Annotated in this window: 24 protein-coding genes and 1 pseudogene; 13 read left to right on the top strand and 12 right to left on the bottom strand. The window is 65.2% G+C overall.

What is annotated here, in order from left to right:
- Positions 1-19: 19 nt before the first annotated feature.
- Positions 20-2443: an ATP-dependent DNA helicase gene (locus AArcSl_RS11845; protein ID WP_119819421.1), complete on the top strand. Its 2424-nt coding sequence runs from the start codon at positions 20-22 to the stop codon at positions 2441-2443.
- A gap of 2 nt (positions 2444-2445) precedes the next feature.
- On the opposite strand, the gene AArcSl_RS11840 is transcribed toward AArcSl_RS11845, so the two are convergent.
- Both AArcSl_RS11840 and AArcSl_RS11835 read right to left on the bottom strand, forming a co-directional pair.
- Positions 2446-2661 carry a hypothetical protein gene (locus AArcSl_RS11840; protein ID WP_119819418.1) on the bottom strand — a complete coding sequence of 72 codons (216 nt, stop codon included), beginning with the start codon at positions 2659-2661 and terminating at the stop codon, positions 2446-2448.
- Positions 2658-3626, bottom strand: a complete 969-nt coding sequence (locus AArcSl_RS11835) for a CPBP family intramembrane glutamic endopeptidase (RefSeq protein WP_119819415.1) — start codon at positions 3624-3626, stop codon at positions 2658-2660. The genes AArcSl_RS11840 and AArcSl_RS11835 overlap by 4 nt, the downstream gene beginning before the upstream one ends.
- Before the next feature lie 146 nt (positions 3627-3772).
- Here AArcSl_RS11835 and AArcSl_RS11830 point away from each other — a divergent pair, with 146 nt between their 5' ends.
- Complete coding sequence (locus AArcSl_RS11830) at positions 3773-4456, top strand: 2,5-diamino-6-(ribosylamino)-4(3H)-pyrimidinone 5'-phosphate reductase (protein ID WP_119819412.1); 684 nt, start codon at positions 3773-3775, stop codon at positions 4454-4456.
- Between the two features lie 28 nt (positions 4457-4484).
- Here the strand turns inward: AArcSl_RS11830 and AArcSl_RS11825 are convergent, their stop codons facing one another.
- Both AArcSl_RS11825 and AArcSl_RS11820 read right to left on the bottom strand, forming a co-directional pair.
- Positions 4485-5657: an MFS transporter gene (locus AArcSl_RS11825; protein ID WP_119819409.1), complete on the bottom strand. Its 1173-nt coding sequence runs from the start codon at positions 5655-5657 to the stop codon at positions 4485-4487.
- Positions 5658-5745: 88 nt separating this feature from the next.
- Positions 5746-6930 (bottom strand): M24 family metallopeptidase, encoded by a 1185-nt coding sequence (locus AArcSl_RS11820; RefSeq protein ID WP_119819406.1) that lies wholly within the window; start codon positions 6928-6930, stop codon positions 5746-5748.
- Between the two features lie 78 nt (positions 6931-7008).
- Between AArcSl_RS11820 and AArcSl_RS11815 the strand changes: the two genes are divergently transcribed.
- Positions 7009-7515 (top strand): CBS domain-containing protein, encoded by a 507-nt coding sequence (locus tag AArcSl_RS11815; RefSeq protein WP_119819402.1) that lies wholly within the window; start codon positions 7009-7011, stop codon positions 7513-7515.
- Between the two features lie 53 nt (positions 7516-7568).
- Here the strand turns inward: AArcSl_RS11815 and AArcSl_RS11810 are convergent, their stop codons facing one another.
- Positions 7569-8459, bottom strand: a complete 891-nt coding sequence (locus AArcSl_RS11810) for a DUF63 family protein (RefSeq protein WP_119821961.1) — start codon at positions 8457-8459, stop codon at positions 7569-7571.
- Between the two features lie 531 nt (positions 8460-8990).
- Between AArcSl_RS11810 and deoC the strand changes: the two genes are divergently transcribed.
- The 5 genes from deoC to hisG all read left to right on the top strand — a co-directional run bounded on the left by deoC (position 8991) and on the right by hisG (position 12490).
- On the top strand, positions 8991-9629 hold the full coding sequence (deoC, locus tag AArcSl_RS11805; RefSeq protein ID WP_119819399.1) for a deoxyribose-phosphate aldolase: 639 nt from the start codon (positions 8991-8993) through the stop codon (positions 9627-9629).
- 65 nt (positions 9630-9694) lie between these two features.
- Positions 9695-9829 (top strand): DUF7128 family protein, encoded by a 135-nt coding sequence (locus AArcSl_RS17630; protein ID WP_281259882.1) that lies wholly within the window; start codon positions 9695-9697, stop codon positions 9827-9829.
- A 61-nt stretch (positions 9830-9890) separates the two neighbouring features.
- The gene (locus AArcSl_RS11800) at positions 9891-10265 is read left to right on the top strand and encodes a 30S ribosomal protein S8e (RefSeq protein WP_119819396.1); all 375 of its coding nucleotides are present in this window, start codon (positions 9891-9893) and stop codon (positions 10263-10265) included.
- A gap of 18 nt (positions 10266-10283) precedes the next feature.
- Positions 10284-11489 carry a threonine synthase gene (locus AArcSl_RS11795; protein ID WP_119819393.1) on the top strand — a complete coding sequence of 402 codons (1206 nt, stop codon included), beginning with the start codon at positions 10284-10286 and terminating at the stop codon, positions 11487-11489.
- A gap of 71 nt (positions 11490-11560) precedes the next feature.
- Positions 11561-12490: an ATP phosphoribosyltransferase gene (gene hisG / locus AArcSl_RS11790; RefSeq protein ID WP_119819390.1), complete on the top strand. Its 930-nt coding sequence runs from the start codon at positions 11561-11563 to the stop codon at positions 12488-12490.
- Between the two features lie 31 nt (positions 12491-12521).
- Here hisG and AArcSl_RS11785 read toward each other — a convergent pair whose 3' ends face one another.
- Positions 12522-12899: a DUF7473 family protein gene (locus AArcSl_RS11785; protein WP_119819387.1), complete on the bottom strand. Its 378-nt coding sequence runs from the start codon at positions 12897-12899 to the stop codon at positions 12522-12524.
- Between the two features lie 15 nt (positions 12900-12914).
- A complete protein-coding gene (locus tag AArcSl_RS11780; RefSeq protein WP_119819384.1) occupies positions 12915-13475 on the bottom strand; it encodes a TATA-box-binding protein in 561 nt (186 codons plus the stop codon).
- A gap of 146 nt (positions 13476-13621) precedes the next feature.
- Here AArcSl_RS11780 and AArcSl_RS11775 point away from each other — a divergent pair, with 146 nt between their 5' ends.
- From AArcSl_RS11775 to AArcSl_RS11765, 3 genes are read left to right on the top strand one after another with little or no spacing between them, the layout of a single operon-like run.
- Entirely contained in the window at positions 13622-14707 is a 1086-nt protein-coding gene (locus AArcSl_RS11775; RefSeq protein WP_119819382.1) for a methyltransferase domain-containing protein, read from the top strand.
- 48 nt (positions 14708-14755) lie between these two features.
- The gene (locus tag AArcSl_RS11770; protein ID WP_119819379.1) at positions 14756-15001 is read left to right on the top strand and encodes a YhbY family RNA-binding protein; all 246 of its coding nucleotides are present in this window, start codon (positions 14756-14758) and stop codon (positions 14999-15001) included.
- Positions 15001-15954, top strand: coding sequence for a mechanosensitive ion channel family protein (locus AArcSl_RS11765; protein ID WP_245883230.1), 954 nt, complete (start codon positions 15001-15003; stop codon positions 15952-15954). The genes AArcSl_RS11770 and AArcSl_RS11765 overlap by 1 nt, the downstream gene beginning before the upstream one ends.
- Before the next feature lie 84 nt (positions 15955-16038).
- Here the strand turns inward: AArcSl_RS11765 and AArcSl_RS11760 are convergent, their stop codons facing one another.
- Positions 16039-16515, bottom strand: coding sequence for a 50S ribosomal protein L11 (locus AArcSl_RS11760; protein ID WP_119819376.1), 477 nt, complete (start codon positions 16513-16515; stop codon positions 16039-16041).
- A 74-nt stretch (positions 16516-16589) separates the two neighbouring features.
- Positions 16590-16916 (bottom strand): annotated as a pseudogene (locus AArcSl_RS11755) (M42 family peptidase); the annotation flags it as partial.
- 74 nt (positions 16917-16990) lie between these two features.
- On the opposite strand from AArcSl_RS11755, the gene AArcSl_RS17105 reads away from it, so the two are divergent.
- Positions 16991-17263, top strand: coding sequence for a hypothetical protein (locus tag AArcSl_RS17105; protein WP_119819373.1), 273 nt, complete (start codon positions 16991-16993; stop codon positions 17261-17263).
- Positions 17264-17351: 88 nt separating this feature from the next.
- Positions 17352-18314, top strand: a complete 963-nt coding sequence (locus tag AArcSl_RS11745) for a zinc-dependent metalloprotease (RefSeq protein WP_119819370.1) — start codon at positions 17352-17354, stop codon at positions 18312-18314.
- A 13-nt stretch (positions 18315-18327) separates the two neighbouring features.
- Here AArcSl_RS11745 and AArcSl_RS11740 read toward each other — a convergent pair whose 3' ends face one another.
- The 3 genes from AArcSl_RS11740 to AArcSl_RS11730 all read right to left on the bottom strand — a co-directional run bounded on the left by AArcSl_RS11740 (position 18328) and on the right by AArcSl_RS11730 (position 20456).
- On the bottom strand, positions 18328-18543 hold the full coding sequence (locus tag AArcSl_RS11740; protein ID WP_119819367.1) for a hypothetical protein: 216 nt from the start codon (positions 18541-18543) through the stop codon (positions 18328-18330).
- Positions 18544-18690: 147 nt separating this feature from the next.
- Positions 18691-19644 carry a class 1 fructose-bisphosphatase gene (locus AArcSl_RS11735; RefSeq protein WP_119819364.1) on the bottom strand — a complete coding sequence of 318 codons (954 nt, stop codon included), beginning with the start codon at positions 19642-19644 and terminating at the stop codon, positions 18691-18693.
- Positions 19644-20456, bottom strand: a complete 813-nt coding sequence (locus AArcSl_RS11730; protein ID WP_119819361.1) for a class I fructose-bisphosphate aldolase — start codon at positions 20454-20456, stop codon at positions 19644-19646. The genes AArcSl_RS11735 and AArcSl_RS11730 overlap by 1 nt, the downstream gene beginning before the upstream one ends.
- Positions 20457-20543: the final 87 nt, after the last annotated feature.

The following is a 20543-nucleotide window of genomic DNA, read 5'->3' as shown; positions in this document are numbered from 1 at the left end:
GTGCATCCATCGATAGTCCGTGTCCGATCGTTCCCAGTCTCCGTCCGAGCGTTCCTCACCAGAGTGGTCGCAGTACTTCGGCTTCGAGTCCCCGTACGTCAACCAGGCGGACGCGATCGACGCGATCGTTTCGGCCGCCGAAGAGTCGGGGTTTCTCGCCATGGAGGGACCCTGTGGAACCGGGAAGACGATGGCTGCGCTCACTGCTGCGGGATATCTGATCCGGGAAACGGATCACTACGAGAACGCGATCGTCGCCACGCCGGTGAAACAGCAGCGTCGTCAGTTCGTCGAGGACCTCCGAACGGTGAACGAAACCCTCGAGGACCCCCTCGACGGGGTTGCTCTCGTCGGAAAGCGGGACCTCTGCCCGTACGGCCGTGAAGGCTCGTTTCCGGAGGGCAAAAGCGTCCAGGAGCGCTGTGAATCGCTTCGGGAGACGACCGCCGAACTCGTCTCCGAGGACAGCAATCTCGAAGTGACTCAGCGATACACTCCCTCCCGAGAGGGAACCGATTCCCCGAGATCGGCCGACGAAGAACGGTGGTGGGATCCGGCGAAAGCGAGGGCGCTCGTCGACGCCGCACAGGTGGACCCCGAAGGAGGCGGTGCCCCGTTGCGGACGGCCGGCCGATCGGCGCCGTACCCGTCGACACAACCCACAACACCCCCGGAACTCGTCGACTCCGGTGACGGACGGCTCTACTGCCCGTTCGAGGCGGACTGGTACGCCCGCGACAAGGGGTCCCCGGTGACGTTCGAGTCGGGAGACTGTGGGGTCGTCACCACCGAGGAGTTTCTCCCGGACTCGGTCGGCGCCGGCGTCTGTCCCCACCGGGCGATGATGGTGCTCGTCCACCACGCAGACGTCGTGATCGGGAACTACAACCACCTGTTCGATTCGGCGAGCAGGGCGATTGTCGATCCCGTGCTCGACGAACGAACGCTGGTGATCCTCGACGAGGCCCATCGACTGGAGGATCGCGTTCGGGGGCTGCTCACCGACACGATCGGTTACTCGACGATCAAACAGGCCCAAAGAGACCTCGGCGTATTGCTGGAACGCGTCCGACAGACGGGACGCGGCGCCGAAACGATCGAGGAACACCTCGCATACAACGACGTCGAACTCGAACACGTCGACGGCGCCAGGGAGTTTTACGGCGACGTCCTGGGGTGGCTCGAACGGCGAGTCGACGAGGAGTTCCGGGACCGGTTCGACGGCTACGCCTCGGGATTCGCCTGGGAGTCGCCTCCCGACGACAGCCTCGAAATCGAACTTCGGGATCCTGCCGAACCCGAACCGGACGAGTTCACGCGGTGGGCAGAGACGAACGGTTACGACGGCGACGACTTCCGTCGGCTGAGTGCAGTCGGCGCCGCAGTCGAGGACGCGCTGGAGGCGTCGGGTGTGGGTCGGGAACCCGTCTGTACCGCAGTCGGCGCCCTCTTCGGACAGTGGTGGGAGCGGGACCACACGGAGTACTTCAGGGAAATCGAACTCGAGCGATCCGACCTCGACCGTCGCAGCGTGGAGAAACCGTGGCAGCGGGAGTACAACGCCTCGCTGGTCATGTACAACTGCATGCCGTCCGACAGGATCAAGGGCGTCTTCGAGGAGTTCGGCGGCGGCGTGTTGATGAGCGCGACCCTGGCACCGCTTTCGATCTTCGAGGAGGTCTCGGGGCTCGAGGCGCTCGAACGCGACGGTGATCCGCCCCGGTCGGTGTCCTCGCGGACGTACGAGCTGCCGTTTCCCGAGGTCAATCGCGCGAGTTGGATCGTCGATGTCGAACCGTTCACGAAGCGCAACCGCGGCGACCCTCGAATCGACAACCGGAACGCGACCCGGGAGCGGTACGCCTACGTCGCCCGCCTGATCGCAGAGAGTCACGGAAACGTGATGCTCTGCTGGCCCAACTACACGGAGGCGGCGTGGGCCGCAGCCCGTCTCGAAGCGGAGATCGAAAAGCCGGTGTTGCTGGACCAGTCCACGAATCACGAGGAGACACGCGAGCTGAAACGGGAGTTCGTTGCCGGCGATCCGTCGGTGCTGGTCACGAGCACGCGCGGGACGCTCACGGAAGGGGTCGACTACGAGGGGGACGACCTCCACGTCTGTGCCGTCTTCGGGGTCCCGCTCGTTAACATCGGTTCCCCGCGGGTGCAGGCAGTCGAGCGCGCCTACGGCTCCCGGTTCGGCGAGGGGAACGCCTTCGAGTACGCACTCGCCATACCGGCTGTCCGACAGGTGCGACAGGCGCTCGGCCGGGTGATTCGCGGCCCCGACGAACGGGGGGTCCGGATCGTCGTCGGCAAGCGCTACGTTCCCGGGGCGATCCACTCGGTCCACGACTACTTCCCGGAGTCGGAACGCCGGGAATTCGTCAGAATGAAACCGGAGTTTCTCCCCTCGCAGTTCCGGAAGTTCTGGGATGAGTGAGGTCACTTAAAACCAACGCGTTCGATCGTGTAATGGAACAGGCTGCCAAACACGTCGAGGCTGCGCATCCGGACTTCGAACTCGACGGGGGAACCGTCGAACAGTTCAAAGCCGACATTGACGGGGCCTCGCGGCCCGGGACATTCCGGAAACGACAATCGGGCACCGACGCTCCGGCAGCGACGATCACGCAACGTCGCTCCGGCAGCGACGATCACGCTTCCGTCTCGTGCCGGAGTTGCGGTTCGACAATCAGCCGGTGTATCTCTGCCGTCCCGTGTCGACGGCGGACCCACGAGATCGTGGCCACGGTTCCGACTACGACAGCGAGGAGTCCGAGCAGTCCGGCTTCCGGACCGAATCCGCCGCCGGTCGCCCACCCGGGACCGGCCGGTTCGAGCGCGACCAGTGCAACGGGCAGCTGGATACCGCTCACGCCGAGTCCGAACACCGGCCCCTGAAAGAAGTTCCAGGTGACGTGGACGCCGATCGGGATTCCCAGTTCGCCTGTGAGCACGTATCCCAGCGCGAGAAAGACGCCCGCAAGCGAGATGACCACCGCCGACACCGCCGAGGCGCCCGGGTTCGCGAGGTGAGCGATACCGAACAGCGACGAAGACACAAACACGGCGAGTCCGACCGCAGTCCGCGTTCCGAACCGGCCGAGCCCTTCCGCCAGGTTGGTGAGCAGCCACCCCCGCGCGAGCAATTCCTCCACGATCCCAACCGAAAGGAACAGCACGCCGGCGAGGGCCAATCCGACGAGGAAGGATCCGTCGGCCACGAACAGCGCTTCGACGGTGTACCAGCCGGCAAGGAGGCCGACGAGCGCGATCCCGGACTGGAGTACCGCACCGAGTCCGAGTCCGAACCCGAAATCGAGCCACCATTCGCGATCGACTCGAAGCCCGTAATCGGTGAGAAAACGACGGTCGACGTATCTGGCGACCATCCACAGGGTCACACCCGTCGCGGGGACCGAAAGCAGCGACCCGACGACGAGGAGCGTGAACTCGCCGAAGGCGGTCGGATCGATTCCGGCGGAGGCCGCGACCGCGAACACCGCGAGACTGAGGACCAACGTGACGAGGACGTACGCGACGCCCGCCGCGAGAAGCCGCCAGGGCGCTCGGGCGCGACGCTCGCGACTGTTCCACAGGGCGGTTCGCAACGTTTCTTTCACATGCAACACTACCGGGGGAGATTACAAAAAATGGCAGCCGACAGGGGATCGATGCGGTGCCTCGTGCAGGTCGATCGATACGTTATGAACCCCACAGGTTCCGACGGTTCCGTCGCCTTTTCAAGGGAACCTCGCCAGGAACCGGTATGGACGTCGTCGTCAACGCGGCAACAAGCGTCGACGGGAAGCTCTCGACGCGCTGTCGCGAACAGTTGCGGATCTCCGGGCCGGAAGACTTCGACCGCGTGGATCGACTGCGGGCTGCCGCCGACGCGATTGCGGTGGGAGTCGGGACGGTGCTCGCGGACGATCCGAACCTCGGCGTCAAGGAGGAACAGCGGCGAGTCACTCGGCTCCAGAACGGGCGTCCGGCCCACCCCGCACGGGTCGTCGTCGATTCCCGGGCCCGAACGCCGCCGGACGCGGAGCTGTTCGACGGGGACGCGTCCGTCTACGTCCTGACAGGCACGGACGCTCCCGAAGAGCGACTCGAGGGCCTCCGACAGGTGGGCGCGACTGTACTGGAAGCGGGAAGCGATGACGGCCGGGTCGACCTTCCGTCGGCGTTCGATGCGCTGTCGGCGGCGGGCGTCGACCGGTTGATGGTCGAGGGTGGCGGCGAACTGATCTTCTCGCTTTTCGACGACGGACTGGTGGACGAACTGTCGCTTTACGTCGGCTCGTTCGTGATCGGCGGCCGCGAGGCGCCGACGCTCGCCGACGGTAAAGGGTTCACCGAGACGTTCCCCGAACTCGAACTCGTGGACGTCAAGCGGCTCGACGACGGTGTTCTCCTGACCTACGAAATCGGTGACACCGTCTGCCGGTGAGGTGACGATCCGATACGTCGACAACTCGTCACAGGCCGAGCGTGAGTATCCGGTTTGCAAGCAACGCGAGGAGGCCGACGGCCATCACGCCCGCAAGCAGCCCGAAGGCGACGTTCCAGCCGGCCAGGTCCGCAAGCAGTCCGACGACGACCGACCCGGAGGCTCCGAGAATCATGTAGACGGTTCGGACCAGCCCGAACCCCGCACCGCGTTCCTCCCGGCTCAGATGGTCCATGAACCGCGACTGGACCGGCGCCCCCCACGACATCGCGACGCCGACGAGCAACACTGCGCCCGTCCAGGTGGCCGCCGAATCGCTCACGACGAGCAGCGAAAACCCGAGCACGCCGAGCGCCATGGTGAGCGTTGCGGCCGTGTCGCGATCGAAACGGTCCGAGAGGGCACCGGTAAGCGGTTGCGTGGCGCCATGGACCAGGAAGTACGCCGAGAAAAAGAGGCTCGCCATCGCCGGCGACAGGCCGTGGTACCCCTCGAAGAACGCCGGGAGAAAGGAGGCAGTCGCCTGCCAGGTGAACGCGCCCAGCACCGCAAGCAGCGTTGTGTACGCGATCTCCGGGCGACGGAGCAGTTCGAGGACGGGATCGAGTTCGAACCGTTCGCGCACCGGCTGTGCGGGACGTTCCGGCGGCGAGGGGTCGATTCGCCACCAGAACACGACGAACACAGGGATCGCAACCGCGGCACCCAAAAGCAGCGCCACGCGCCAGCCGTACTGGGCACCCAGGGCAGCGGCGACCGGTGGAGCCAGAAGCCCCGCCACTGGACCGCCGGAGACGTGGACGCCGATCACGCGACCGATGTCGTCGAACTGCTTCGTGATGAACGTCGTCGCGACCGAGTAATGGAGCCCAGCACCGGCGCCGAGGACGATCGCGAACAGGGTAAACGCGATCGCATTGGGCGACAGCGCCAAAAGGAGGCTGGCGAGCGCAGTCAACCCGACGGCCGCCAGGATGACCCGGCGCTCCCCGAACTTGTCGCCGAACACGCCGCTTGGAAACTGCGAGAGCGCGTATGCAGCCCACATCCCCGACAGCGCCACTCCCACCAGCGTGTTCGACAGGCCGAGATCCGCCCGGACGATCGGGACGACCGGACTGATCGCGAGTCTGGCGACCATCGTGGCTGCGAACGCGAGCGTACATAACGCGAGAACGGTGTAGCCGTATCGCCAGCGCACAGGCGGCCTTGGGTGCCCCAGTAGAAGCGGTTTGCGAAACCGGTCCGAGTTGTCGGTGTCTCGACCCCCCGGCGCTGTCGAGGGCTGTTCACTCGACGACGAGTTCGATCGGATAGTCTGTGATGTTCTCGTAGCCGTCCTCGGTGACGACGACGATGTCCTCGATCCGGACGCCCCCGTGTGCGGGGTCGTACAGTCCGGGTTCGACCGTGATCACGTGGCCGGCCTCGAGTTCGCCCCCGCTGGGCGACAGCGACGGGGACTCGTGGACGTCGAGCCCGACGCCGTGGCCCGTCGAGTGGATGAATCCGGTTTCAGTCTCGGGTTCCGAACGGAGCGTGGGCTCGCCTGCGGCCTCGTACACCTCACAGGCTGCGTCGTGGACGTCAGCGCCGGTTGCGCCGGGTTCGACCGCCGCCAGTGCGGCCTCGAGCGCCTCCCGGGTGAGGTCGTACCACTCCCGGATCGTCTCGGAGGGGCCACCCTTCGAGAACGTGCGCGTCATGTCCGAGTGATATCCCGTCGCCTTCGACTTCGGGAATATGTCGACAATGATCGGCTCCCCGGCCGAAAGCGGGCCGGAACCGCGATCGTGTGGATCGGCGGCCTGGCTCCCGCAGGCGACGATCGTCTCGTCGAGCGAACAGCCGTGACGCAGCAGCGTTATCTCGATTTCGGAACGGACGCGTTCGCTCGTGAGCGGCTCGCCGTTCGAAACCAGCGTCCCGTCCTCGTCGACTGCGGCCGCATCGATCAGCGCTTCCGCGGCCCGCATCGCCGCCTCGTTGGCCCGCTGGGCGTCCTGAACGTTGTCGATCTCCTCGTCGGTTTTGACGGCCCGCATCCCGTCGATCGTGCCGTCCGCGTCGACGACGAGTTCGACGCCGCGTTCGCGGAGCTGCTCGGCCGAGCCGAGCGGGAACGACGACGGCACCGCCACTGTGAGATCCGTCGCCTCGACGTCGGCGACTCGGGAGAGAAACGAGGCGTACATGTCGTACCGTTCCTCCCGATCCCCGTACTCGAACCCGAAGTCGGCGTGTCGGTACACCTGGTCGGCACGAGACTCCTTTTTGGCTCGGCCGTATTCGAGTCCGGAGACCAAAAGCTGTGTTTCACCCGTCTCGGCGGCGTACGCCGTCTCGAACGGATCGGACGCGTCGAAACCGGAGAGATACAGCTGATTTGCGTCGTCACTGTCGGCCTCGATGAGATAGAGATCCGCGTCTTCATCCGAGAGAAACGTATCGAGTTGCGCACAGTCGGGTTGCATACACGTCGATGCCGGCGGGAACCACAAAGCGGTTTGCCTCCCGGAAGGTCTACGTCCCCGCCGCACGTCCCGTCGAGTATGCGCGCTCGGGATCTGATGACGACCGACGTGGAGACGGTTTCGCCGGACGACGACGTGGCCGACGTGCTCGGCCGGCTGGCGAAAGCGAATTTCAACGGGTTCCCCGTCGTCGACGACGACGGGGTCGTCGTGGGGATCGTCACGCAGACCGACCTGGTGAGCCTCTTTCAGACGAAGGATCGGACCCTGTGGATCCCCGTGGGCTTTCCCCCGTTCGTCGACACCCTGACGTACGCAGTCGACGTTTCCTGGGACGAAGTCGATCTCGGCGTAGATCTCCTCCGGAACGCGGACAAGCCGGTATCGACGGTGATGACAGGCGAGGTAATAACGATCGATCCGGATACCGAGCTACTGGAGATAATCGACCTCCTCGCCGACGATCAGCGGGACATCAACCGGCTGCCCGTCGTCGACGAGGACGGCAAACTTGTCGGAATCGTCGCCAGACAGGACGTGCTCCGGGCCCTGCGGGACGAACGCGTTCTCGAAGACGGAACCTGAGAGTCCGAGTCCCGCGAATCACAACCGGATCAGCCGCCTGCAACGCCGAACGATCAGCCGCCTGCGACGGCGAAAAGCAGGAGGTTGTGTACTCCCGGTCCCAGCCCGACGGCAGCGACGAGACCGAGCAGGAGATACGCCTCCGCGGGTGACTCCTCGATAAAATCGTCGAACAGGGCGACGACCAATCCTGCAACGGTCAGTTTGACGAGTACGAACAGCCAGCCGGAGCCGATGGCCGACGCCGTCGGTAGCGCTGCACCGACGTCGAGGATCAACTGCGACAGCGGCGTTCGCTCGCCGAATCCGAGCACGTCGACGCCGATCGCCGTCGAGATGCCGTCGAGCGCGTGCCCGAACACCACGAACACGCCCACGGCGCCGGACCGGCTCGCGCCGGGGGCAATCCGCACCAGCACGATCCAGGCGAACGCCGTCACCGGCAGCGTGAGAAGCGCAGCGATCGTCGGCCAGAGCGGCTGTAAGGTTCCGGCCGCAGCCCCGACGGCGAGAACGGCGCCGACGGCCGCGACGAGGACGGCGGTCCCGGAGACACCCACCACGACCGGAGCTGTCACGTCACTGTCACCGATCGAAGCCCCCGAACGGACGAGTTCGACGCCAACGAGCCAGAACCCTCCGGCTATCGCGCCGACAGAGAGATACACGGAGGGCGTGCCGGCAAGCGGCCCAATGGCCGGCGGGAGGGCGCCGAGGACGTACAGCACGTGCAGCGCCGACCCGACGGCCATCCACGGCGCAAACCCGACCACGACCCACGCATCGACAGTCGGCCGTCGAACGTACAGTCCGTAGCCGACCGCCCCGATCGCAAAAAGCAATATAACCAGGTACGGCAGCGGGGGGAGTCCGAATCCCTCCGGGAGCAGAAGCTGGCTCGGACGAACGTCGGAGGCGAGCGCGACTACCGCGAACGGCTGCATACCCGTGAGACGGAGGGGTCGCCGGGAAAGCGTTGCGTTCTCGAATGATGATTGTTGGAAGACAGAACCGTCGGCTCGGCCGCAGGAGCCTCGACAGGAGCAGTAGTACTCCCGGGTACCGAACGTCGTCGCAAGCAGTTGTCTCGCGGGATCCGGATCGGAGGGTCGGAAGACCCCGGTCGTCAGTTCCGTCCTGGATTCGAACGCTTCCGAAAGCAACTGCAGGTAGTCGGCCATGGAGATCCACCGCTCCCTCCCACCGTCGCCGCCGTCGCCGACTCCAAGCCCCGTCACGTGGGCGTTTGGGACGAACGCAGGCGACCTGTCGAAACTTGCCGTCGCGAACCCGTCCGTCAGCGCCTCGAACGAGCGGAAACGAGTTGCTATGCCGACGGAACGGGATGAACCGGACTTAAGGCTGTGTTATCGGGGGAACTCGCGGATGTCGATGACGCGACGATACCCGACGGAGAGCGACTCGCTTCCCGAGGAATCCATACGCCTTTCAACCGCCGCGTCGATGCAACGCGTATGGACCGAACGGAGTTCGCCTCGAAGATCGATCACACGGTAGTGGGCCCGACGACCACCGTCGACGACGTCGATCGTGTTCTCTCGGAGGCAGAAGAGTACGGAATGAACGCCTGCGTTCCCCCGTGTTACGTTTCGGAGGCCACGGAGGCTTCACCGTCGGTGACGCTCGCGACGGTTGTCGGTTTCCCGCACGGCCACCACGCGACCGACGTGAAACGGGAGGAGGCCGTTCGCGCCTGGCAGGACGGCGCCGAAGAGATCGATCTCGTGGCGAACGTCGGCCGCCTGAAATCCGGGGACCTCGAGGCAGTCGAAACCGACGTCGCCGAGGTGGTGGCTGCCGTGCCGATCCCCGTCAAGGTGATAATCGAGGCGCCGTTGCTCACCGACGCTGAGAAACACCGCGCCGCCGAGGCAGTTCGGGACGCCGACGCGGCCATGGTAAAAACAGCGACGGGGTTCGCCGAGGGTGGCGCCACACTCGCGGACGTCGAACTGCTGTCGGAGTATCTCCCGGTGAAGGCGAGCGGCGGGATCGGCAGCTACGATCGAGCGGTGGAGATGATCGAGGCCGGAGCCGGCCGGATCGGCGCCTCCTCCGGCGTCGAGATCGTTAGGGGCTTCCCCGAGGAGTGACGGACACCTCGATTCCCGGTCGATAGGGCGAATTGTTTTGGCCCCCGACGCCGAACTGTTAAGTGATGGTCACCACCACACAGCGCGACGACATGACGTGGTATCAATGCGAGGAGTGTGGCCTGCTGTTCGACGAGCGTGCGGACGCGGAAAAACACGAGAAGACCTGCGACGCAGAGGAACCGTCGTACCTCCAGTGATCGAGGTCGCCGTCGGTTCCGCTTCGAGAGGTTCAAGTAGCCGCTCGCCGTTCACGGGGATATGAAGGATCAAGGACGCTCGAAGCGGAAACGAACGGGCGGACGACTCAAGCCGTTCCGGAAGAAGAAGCGCTACCAACTCGGCCGCGAACCCGCCGAAACGACCGTCGGCGAACAGCGCCTCCAGTACATCGATTCCCGGGGCACCGGGATGAAGGTCCGTGCGCTGTCGGCGAACGTCGTGCAGGTCGCCACGCCGGACGGCGAGACGGTTTCCGCCGATATCGAGGACGTGGTCGAAAACCCGTCCAACGTGAACTACGTGCGCCGGAACATCATCACCAAGGGCGCGATCATCCAGACCAGCGAAGGACGCGCCCGGGTCACCTCCCGCCCCGGACAGACCGGACAGATCAACGCCGTTCTCCTCGACTGATCGAAAAAACCCCCTCCCATGCGAACGACCGATGCGTTCGTCGGGCTCGCGTGTCTCGATTGCGGAGGGAAGTTCGACCCCGAACCCACGGGCCACCGCTGTCCCGACTGCGAAGGGATCCTCGATCCTCGCTACGACCTCGATGCGGTCGAACTCACCCCGGACGTGTTAGCCGACCGCCATACCCAGTCGATGTATCGATACGAGGAGTTACTCCCGTTCCCGTCCGAGTCGGCTGTCAGCCTGGGGGAGGGGACGACGCCGCTGGTGGAGTGTCCGTCGCTCGCTGACACGCTGGGCGTCGACAGAGTGCTCATAAAGGACGAGGGACAGAACCCGACGGGCACCTTCAAGGACCGCGGCCAGTCGCTGGCAGTGACGGCCGCACGGGAGCACGGCGCCGACGCGATCGCGCTCAACTCGGCGGGCAACGCCGGCCAGGCGGCGGCCGCCTACGCGGCCCGTGCGGGGATGGACGCACACGTGTTCCTCCCGCAGCGGGCCGGGTTCACTCAAAAGGCGATGGTGGAGATCCACGGCGGGAACCTCCACGTCGCCGACCCGATCGACGGCGACTCCGAGATCGGCGATGCCGGGGACGCATACGCGGAAGCGATGGCAGAAGAGGACTGGTACTCGACGAAGACGTTCGTGACGCCGTACCGTCACGAGGGGAAAAAGACGATGGCGCTGGAAATTCTCGAGGAACTCGACTGGGAACCTCCCGACGCCGTCGTCTACCCGACCGGGGGCGGCGTCGGGCTGGTCGGGATGCACAAGGCAGCCCGGGAGCTTCGCGAGCTGGGCTGGATCGACGACCTCCCGCCGCTGTACGCCGCACAGGCGAGCGGCTGTGCCCCGATCGTGGACGCCTTCGAGGCCGGACGCGAGGTACACGAGCCGGTCGCGGAAGTGAACACGGTCTGTAACGGTATTGCGATCCCGGACCCGGGTGCCAGCCGACAGATCCTCGCTGCGATCCGCGAAAGCGACGGCGGGGCAGTAGCAACAGACGACGGGGAGATCCTCGAGGCCGCGATCGAGGTCGCCCGGACGGCGGGAGTCGAGATGGGTGCGACCTGTGCGGCCGCCGCGAGCGGGGCGTTCGAGCTGGCAAAGCAGGGGGAGTTCGACGACGACGATACAGTCGTCCTGTTGAACACCGGCGCCGGGAACAAGGACGCGGCGACGCTCCGGTCACAGCTCGGGGACCGATCCTCGTAACCATCGTCGGCTCCGGAACGTCCGCGAGTCCGACGCGAAAAGGTTTCCTGCCCGCCCCGACTGGTGACGGTATGCGCATCGCCGTGCCCAACAAGGGCCGTCTCCACGAGCCGACGATGGAACTGCTGGAGCGGGCGGGGCTCCACGTCGAACGAACGGCCGACCGCCAGCTGTACGCCGACACTGTCGATCCGGAGGTGACGGTGCTTTTCGCCCGGGCGGCCGACATCCCCGAGTACGTCCGTGACGGCGCCGCCGACCTGGGGGTTACTGGTCTCGACCAGGCCCACGAGTCCGGGGCGGTGGTGGAAGCCACCGGCGACGGCTCCGAAGCGTCGACCGCGGGCGGGGAGGACGCAGACGGGGCTGCGCTCGTCGATCTGGTCGATCTGGGGTACGGACGGTGTCGACTGGTGCTTGCCGCCCCTGAGGACGGGGACATCACCGAGATCGACGACGTCGACGGGCGCACCGTCGCCACCGAGTTCCCGAACGTCACCCGATCGTTCTTCGATTCTCGGGGGATCGCTCCCGACATCGTCGAGGTGACCGGCGCGACGGAGCTTACGCCACACGTCGAGATGGCCGACGCGATCGTCGACATCACCTCCACGGGGACGACCCTGAAGGTCAACCGGCTCGCCGTTATCGCCGACGTTCTCGAAAGCTCCGTACGACTGTTCGCAAGAGCGAACGTCGTCGACGATCCGAAGGTCGGGCAGGTCGCGACCGCCTTCGAGTCGGTCGTTGCCGCCGAGGGGAAACGGTATCTGATGATGAACGTGCCGACGAGCCGGCTCGAAGCGGTCAAAGACGTGATTCCCGGGATGGGTGGTCCGACGGTGATGGACATCGCCGGCGAGAACGGGGAAGACGAGTCCGGTCAGGTGGCCGTCCACGCCGTCGTAGACGAGCGCCGCGTGTTCGAGGTGATCACCGACCTCAAGGCGGTCGGCGCGAGCGACATCCTCGTCACAGAAATCGAGCGTCTCGTCGAGTGAGCCGGCGGATCGTTCCCCCCGGTCGTTGCGCTCAGCCGGGGAGCGTCCCGAGAAGAATCAACAGCCCGAACAGGACAGTTCCAAGCAGGATCGTCACCACGACGTGGATGAGGGTAATGTACGCGGAGAGCCTCGGCGACTCCCCGTACAGGTAGTGGATCGCCGCGCCGTCGAGCAGGAGGGCGACGCCGATCGCCAGGGCCGAGGGGAGATCGAGCGCCCCGGCGACGACGGCGACAGCCGCGGGGAACGGCCCGACCCCCAGCGCTTTTACGGCTGGGACGTCGCCGAGAACGTTTCTCGCGGCCAAGAACGCGGTAAGAGAGAGAAACGCCGCCAGCAGGCCGAACGTACCGGCCACGGCGAGCGGAGAAACGCCGGTCGCGGCGATCCGAACGTGGGTGACCATCGACGTCGACGACGCTCAGCCCAGCAGGCCGAGTTCCTCGAGCCGCCCGGTGATCACGTCGACGGCGGCCTCGGCGTCAACGGGCTCCTTGCCGCCGGTTATCACGAGCTTGCCGGAGCCGAAAAGCAGCGCCACGACGTCGGGCTCGTCGAGCCGGTAGACCAGTCCCGGGAACTGCTCGGGCTCGTACTCGATGTTCTCGAGCCCGAGCCCGATCGCGATCGCGTTGAGGTTGAGGCTCGTTCCCAGATCCGCACTCGTGACGATGTTTTGAACGGTGATTTCGGGATCCTCCTCGACGGGGATCTCCAGTTCCCGCAGCTTGTCGAAGACGATGTTGAGGCTCTCGTGGACGTCCGCCGTCGACTTCGCTCCCGTACAGACGATCTTCCCCGACCGGAAGATCAGCGCCGCGGATTTGGGGTTCTGGGTCCTGTAGACCAGCCCGGGGAACTGTTCGGGGTCGTAGTCGGCGCCCTCGAGGTCCATGGCGACGCTCTGGAGGTCGAGCTCCTGGCCGATGCCCGTGGAGGCAACGACGTTCTCGATGTTTATCGTGTCCTTGGGATTGGTCATTCGTCACTTAAACCGTCGTATTTAAGCTTTAAAAAGATTGGTTACTCGTCCCGCCGGAGGAAACCCGACTTCGAGGTCCACCGAACGGTGGCCCGACCCCCGAACGAACCGCCACGCTCTTGCGTTCCCGCGACCGACCGGCGTGCGTGTACGGGCTGGAACTCGCCGGCGAGGAGGATGTCTTCGCGGCCTACGAGGCGAAAAGCGCCGCCGCGGGTGTCGAACTCGTCGCCCCGGGGCTGGCGACTGCCGGATCGGTCACCGACCGGGTCGAGACGCTCGCGTACACCCGAAACGCGATCGAGTTGATCGGACGGACGGACGCCGACGTCGGGAGCGCCCGGGCGCTGTTGCAAGCGGCGCCGATCGAGCGCCAGGGAACCGTCGCCGTTCGCGCCCGCGACGTGAGGGGGACCTCCGAGATCTCCACCCAGCAGGCCGAACGAGAGCTAGGAAGCGTGCTCGTCGATCGCGGGTTCGCGGTCGACCTCGACGATCCGGATCATCTGCTTCGCGTTCTCTTTTCGTCGGGCGTCGTCGACGCCGACGAAGTCGCTATCGGGCCGGTCCCCGACGTCGTGGGGGAGTCCGTCGACGTCTGTCTGGTCGGCTGGCTGGCGGCCGAATCGGCCCGCGATTTCACCGAACGGAAGCCGACCGACAGGCCCTTCTTCCAGCCGGGGAGTATGGCCCCCATCGACGCCCGGGCGTACGCAAACGTGGCCGGCGCAGGGAGGGGACGACTCGTGGTGGATCCGATGTGTGGGACCGGAGGGGTACTGATCGAAGCCGGACTCGTGGGATCCCGGGTGCTGGGGATCGATGCACAGGAAAAAATGGTCCGCGGCACGAGGGAGAACCTCGAAACGTATCTCCCGGAGTCCGCCGAGTTCGGCGTCGTCCGCGGTGACGCGACGGCGCTTCCACTGTGTGATTCTGGGACCCCCGACGCCGTCGATGCGGTCGTCTTCGACGCGCCGTACGGCAGACAGTCGAAGATCGCTCGCCACGAACTCGCCGCGCTCGTCGAGGGAGCGCTCGCGGACGCACACCGGATCTGTCGTTCGGACGGGCGAACCGTCCTCGTCGCCGACCGATCGTGGCGCGAGGCTGCGATCTCGACCGGGTGGGAACTCGAGGCCGTGTTTCGCCGGCCCGTCCACCGATCCCTCGACCGGTACGTACACGTTCTTTCGGAAGCTGACGATCCGCCCCTCGAGGATCCGCTGTAGGCGATCGGATTCTCAAGTTTCAAACCTGCGCGGCCCGACGACAGTTGCATGAGCGATCGAGAACTCCGGAAGGAGGCACACGACCTCGACGTGACTGTCTGGGTCGGGAAAAGCGGCATCGACGCCGTCGTCGACGAACTCGCAGATCAACTCGAGGACAGGAAACTCGTGAAGGTGAAGTTTCTCAGGGCGGCACGGGGCAACACGACGACCGAACAGCTCGCCGAGAATCTCGCAACCGCCGTCGACGCCGAACTGGTCGAGATCCGCGGTCACACGGCGGTGTATCACTGATGGCCTGTCCGGTCGCGATGGCTGCAGTCGGAGCGGACGCGCTGTTCGAGCCGACAATCGCGGCGGGTCAGACAGTGCCGTTGCAGATCGATCCGGTCCAGAACGTCCTCGCTGAGTACGTCAGCGAAGATCTCGCCGGGACGCTCACCAGTGCAGGGGTGTTTCTTGTCGTCCTGGTCGTCTTTTACGTGCTGGACAAAGCGTTCTTCAGTCCGCTCATCGACCGGGTGTTCGAACGGCGGCAGCTGGATGCACACGCCAGAAACCCGCTGAACAAGATCGTCTCGATCGTCGTCCTCTTCGTCGGCCTCAGCGTCGCGTTCGGCTTTGCTGGATACGGTAATTTCCTGCAATCGCTGGCGACGATCGCCGCCGCGGCGACCCTGGCGATCGGCTTCGCACTGCAGGACGTCATCCGGAACTTCGTTTCGGGCATATTCATCTTCACGGACAAACCGTTCAAGATCGGCGATTGGATCGTCTGGGGCGACAACGACGGTGTCGTCGAGGACATCTCGTTCCGTGTGACTCGTGTCCGGACGTTCGACAACGAACTGCTCACGGTTCCGAACTCCGATCTGACCGACGGTGTCATCAAAAACCCCGTGGCGAAGGATACGCTCCGGCTCAAGTTCGTGTTCGGGATCGACTACGAGGACGACATCGACCACGCGACGGAGCTCATCCTCGAGGAGGCTGCCGACCATCCCGACATCCTGGAGGAGCCCGCTCCGTCGGTTCGGCTTACGGAACTCGCAGACTCGGCGGTCGGGCTCCAGGCCCGCGTGTGGATCGCGAACCCCTCGCGCTCGGACTTCATCAGGACTCGTGCCGAGTTCGCAACGAGCGTGAAAAAGCGGTTCGACGCGGAGGACATCACGATCCCGTTCCCACAGCGGACCGTCTCCGGGCGCGGTGCGCGGGAACAGCCCGCGTCGCTGACGGAGGAGTAGCGGGAATACACCCGGCCGAACGACCGGACACTACCGCAACGAGAAACGGAACGAACGGCCCACAGATCGATACCTGACGATCAACTATTCGGCGAGAACGTCGTCGTACTCGCCGGCGTCGACGCGGTCGTCGAAGGTTCGGGCGTCTTCCCCTTCGATGGTGACCCCGAGGGTGACGCAGGTGCCGCCGATCTCCTTGGCGGCGTTTTTCAGGTCGTACGACAGCAGGTCCGACTGCTTCTGTTCTGCGATCTTTTTCACCTGCTCGACCGAGAGATCCGCGACGAAGTCGGACTGTGGCTCGCCGGAGCCGGTTTCGAAACCGGCTTCGTCTTTGATCAGTTCGGCGGTCGGTGGGACGCCGACGTCGATCGAAAACGAGCCGTCGTCCTCGTACTCGACGGTAACCGGGACCTCCATCCCGTCGAACGCTGCGGTCTGTTCGTTGATCTCCTCGACGACGGCCTGCACGTCCACCGGCGTCGGCCCGAGTTCGGGGCCGAGCGGCGGGCCGGGAGTGGCCTGTCCGCCAGGGACGAGCGCCTGGATAGTTCCAGCCATACGTGTGTGAACCCGTCGGCGACTTTTAACGGTTGTTTTTTGCGCGCACCGAGTCAGCGGGTGTCACGACTGACGCCGAGCGGCAGAGTTTCCGCGAGCAAAACGGGAGACTCCTCCTCGCCGACGTCACGGAGGTGGATCGCCGTCTGTCCGATCACACCCTGGACGGGCTCGTCTGCGTGGATCGTCACGTGTTGCCCTTTCGACACGGTGCGGTCTGCACCGCCGATCGGGGCGATCCGCAGGAAGCCGTCGTCGGTGACGTCCCGAACGATGTACCCGACCTCGTCGGCGAACTCCCGGACGTACGCACACCAGACCCGCTGTCCGGCCGTTTCGAACCCCGATGGACTCGGCGTCGAAAGAAGATCCTTCAGGAACTCTCGTCGTCTCTCGTGCATACCCGAAACAGGGGCGACGGGCAGAAGAGTCCGTCCTTTCGTTTTATCAGTCCACCCACCGTAGTTCACACACAATGACTGAAAAGAAGTTCACACTGCTCGAGCTACACCTCCAGGACGGCGTTCAGTTGTCCATCGGCGGGAAGATCAGCGACGACGATCACGACCACAGTGATCACGACCAGGATGACGAAGATCACGATGACCACGACCACAGCCACGCGGGCCGGAACGCGCTCTTCTTGACACTGGGGCTTCTCATCGGCGTCGCTGCGGCAGTCACAGCCCGAAGAGTGCTGGGGTCGGACCTGGAGGCTGCCGAAGAACTCGACGCCATGACGGACTGACTCCCTCTACCCCGGGGAGATACTGATCGGAACGGATCTCGGCCAGTCCCGTCACAAGCGATTTGCGTGACCGTCCCCGAACGTGAGTATGGATCTGTATCGCAGCGTCCGGGCGGTGACCACCGCCTCGGGCGACGGCGCGGTCGACTGGGACGGCGTTCGCGAGGCAGCGAAAGCCGGGACGAGACCGGGCTCGCTGGATCTGAGTCCCGCCGAACGCGACGGCTACGCAGCCGACGTTCGGGCCGCACGCGACCGACTCCAGACGGTGTCGGGCACGGAGTTCGACGTTCCCGATCGACTCACCGTCCAGAACAGACATCACTGGATCGACGCGAACGTCGACACGTTCCGTCGGGTGATGGAACCGATCGAGGCCGAAGTGAAGACGTTGTTCCCGAACGTCTCGCGCGTGGCGAACACGGGGACGATGGCGTTCACCCTCGGCTTTCTCGCCCGTCACGTCCTCGGACAGTACGACCCGCTGCTTCTGGCCGACGATCCCGAGGAACACGGGCTCTACTTCGTTCACCCGAACATCCGACGCGTAGCGGACGAACTGGACGTCGAGTACGAGCGGTTCCGCCGGTGGATCGTCTTTCACGAGGTGGCACACGCCGCGGAGTTCGGCGCCGCCCCCTGGCTGCCGGGCTATCTCGAATCGCGCCTCGAATCGGGCGTCCGGACGCTCTCCCGGGGTGGATTAGACCGCGAGGCGTTCCTCGATCTCGACGCCGCGATGACCGCAGTCGAGGGGTACGCCGAACTGCTCATGGATCGTGCGTTCGACGAAGAGTACGCCGATCTCCGGGAAAAGGTCGACGAACGCCGGGACACCGGTGGCGGTCCAGTCGGACGGCTGGTTCGACGGCTGCTCGGTCTGGGACTGAAACGCAGACAGTACGAGCGTGGCACGCGATTCTTCGAAACCGTCGCCGACGAGTGTGGACTCGCCGCGGCCGGCGTCGTCTGGGAACGCCCCGAGAACCTCCCGACCGACGCCGAACTGGACCGGCCGGAGCTGTGGATCCGCCGCGTCGATCCCTGCTGACGTCGATGGGCGTTCAGGGACGCATCGGTCGCAGGGTTCGCAACACGAACCACAGCAGAACGGTACCCACGACGGCGCCGCCGAGGAGCGCGCCGAGCAACTGCGCCGGGGACGGATCGAGCTGCAACGCCATCAACCCCATCGAGACGGCTACCAGCGCGACGAATCCGATTTTGAGCCGAGCGTTCGCCGCGGTGCGTTCCTCCTTCGAGAGGCTCGGACCGACCATCAGCCGATCCACTCCGTCCTTGCGTTCGAGGGACGCGACCGCCCCGGTGGTCCCACTGTGGTTCCGCCGTTCATGAGCACCGATAAGGGATCGAATAGCTTGAAAATGGCGGGAAGCCGGACCGAACGGCGAAATCGGTCGGCTACACTACGCCCGGGTGAACTGTGCTTCGAGCCGTTCGATCAGTTCCGGGTTGCCGAGGTGGACGGGAGTCCGTTCGTGGAGCGTCTCCGGTTCGACATCGAGGATCGAGCCGGTTCCAGTCGACGAACGTCCGCCGGCAGTTTCGACGATAAACGCCATCGGGTTCGCCTCGAACTGAAGTCGGAGCTTCCCGTCGGGCCTGTCCTCGAGGGCGGGATAGGAGAAGATTCCACCGTAGGTGAGAACCTGGTTCACGTCACCGACCATCGCGCCACCGTACCGGAGTTTGAGCTCCCGTTCGATCTCCTCGGCGAACGCCGCAAACTCCGGGGTCCAGTCGGGAACTCGACCCCCGAATCCGTAGACGACCGGGTCGTCCGGCAACACGAGTTCCGGCGTGACGACCTGTCGGTCGACGGCGCCGTCACCGGGGTCGGACGCGACGACCTCCTCCCTGACGACCCCGCTGTGGGCGAGGACCATCGTCGTGATCGGGCCGTAAAGCAGGTAGCCGGCACCGACGAGCTGCCGGCCGGATGCGGGAAGCGGCGCGTCGTAGACGCCCACGATCGTCCCCATCGCGTTGTTCGACCGGAGGTTCGAAGAACCGTCGAGGGGGTCTACCGCAACCGCTACTCGTCCGGTGTCTGCGGCGGAGGCGCCCCCGTCGGATGCGTCCACCTTCGATTCGCGCTCCTCGCTCACGTAGCTTGCGACTCCGTCGATCGCCCCGAGCCGTTCACGGAGCAGCTGGTCGGCGTGCGCATCGGCGGCGAGTTGCGTCTCCCCGGATGGATTCTCCACATCGAGTGCGCTTCGACGTCCGGGTAGCCCGGACCGAATTTCGGGTGCGGTTTCGGCCACCGCGTCGAACACGCGCTCGACAGTCGTTGCGTGATCTCCGTCGGTTGCTCGGCTGTCTCGGCTGTCCCGGGTGTCGGTGTCTTCCCGCGCCATCAGTCGTCCGCCGGGGCGAGCGTCGCTCGTTCGAGCGCCTCGTCGACGGTCGTCTCCTCGTAGATGATCGCCTCGAGCGCGTCGAGGATCTCGATCGGGTTCTCGCGCTGGAACACGTTGCGGCCGACCGCGAGCCCGTCGGCACCCGCCTCCATGGAGGAGTTCACCTGTTCGAGGAACGCCCGGTCGTCGGTCTTGGAGCCGCCCGACATGATCACCTTCATTTCGCCCGCCATCTCGCAGGCGTCAGCCATCGCCTCCGGCGACCCGGGATACTTGATCTTGGCGACGTCGGCGCCCAGTTCGAGCCCGAGCCGACTCGCATACGAGATCACCCCGGGCTTCGTGTCGTTTTTCACGCCCTGTCCGCGCGGATACGACCACATCACGACGCCCATGTCGCGGGCGCGGGCCTCCTCCTGTATCTCTCGGAACTCTTCGGCCATCTCCACTTCGTGGTTCGAGCCGCCGTAGAGCGTAAATCCGACCGCCTCGGCGCCGAGTTCCTCGGCGTACTCGACGGAGCAGTTCACCGCCGAATCGTATTCGCCCATCCACAGGTTCGACGTGCCGTTCACCTTCAAAAGCAACGACACGTCGTCCTCGTAGGAGGGGTAATACGCCTCGGCGATCCCCTTCTGTACCGCGATCGCGCTCACGGCGTCGTGGGTCGCGTACTCGAAGACGGTCGAGGGATCGGCGGTCTCCGGCACCGGATCGAAGTCGACCGGTCCGTGTTCGAGCCCGTGGTCGTACGCCAAAACGAGGACCTTGCCGTCGCGAGCGATTCCCGAATCTGCTCCTGGTAGCATCAGTTCGAATTCCGGTAACCTAATACATAAACCCACTGGTCGAGGGGGTAAACCGTCCTATTTTGTAAACGAGTAAATAACGCGTTT

Source organism: Halalkaliarchaeum desulfuricum (genome assembly GCF_002952775.1).
Classification (GTDB): domain Archaea; phylum Halobacteriota; class Halobacteria; order Halobacteriales; family Haloferacaceae; genus Halalkaliarchaeum; species Halalkaliarchaeum desulfuricum.
This window is presented reverse-complemented; position numbering and strand designations above follow the sequence as displayed.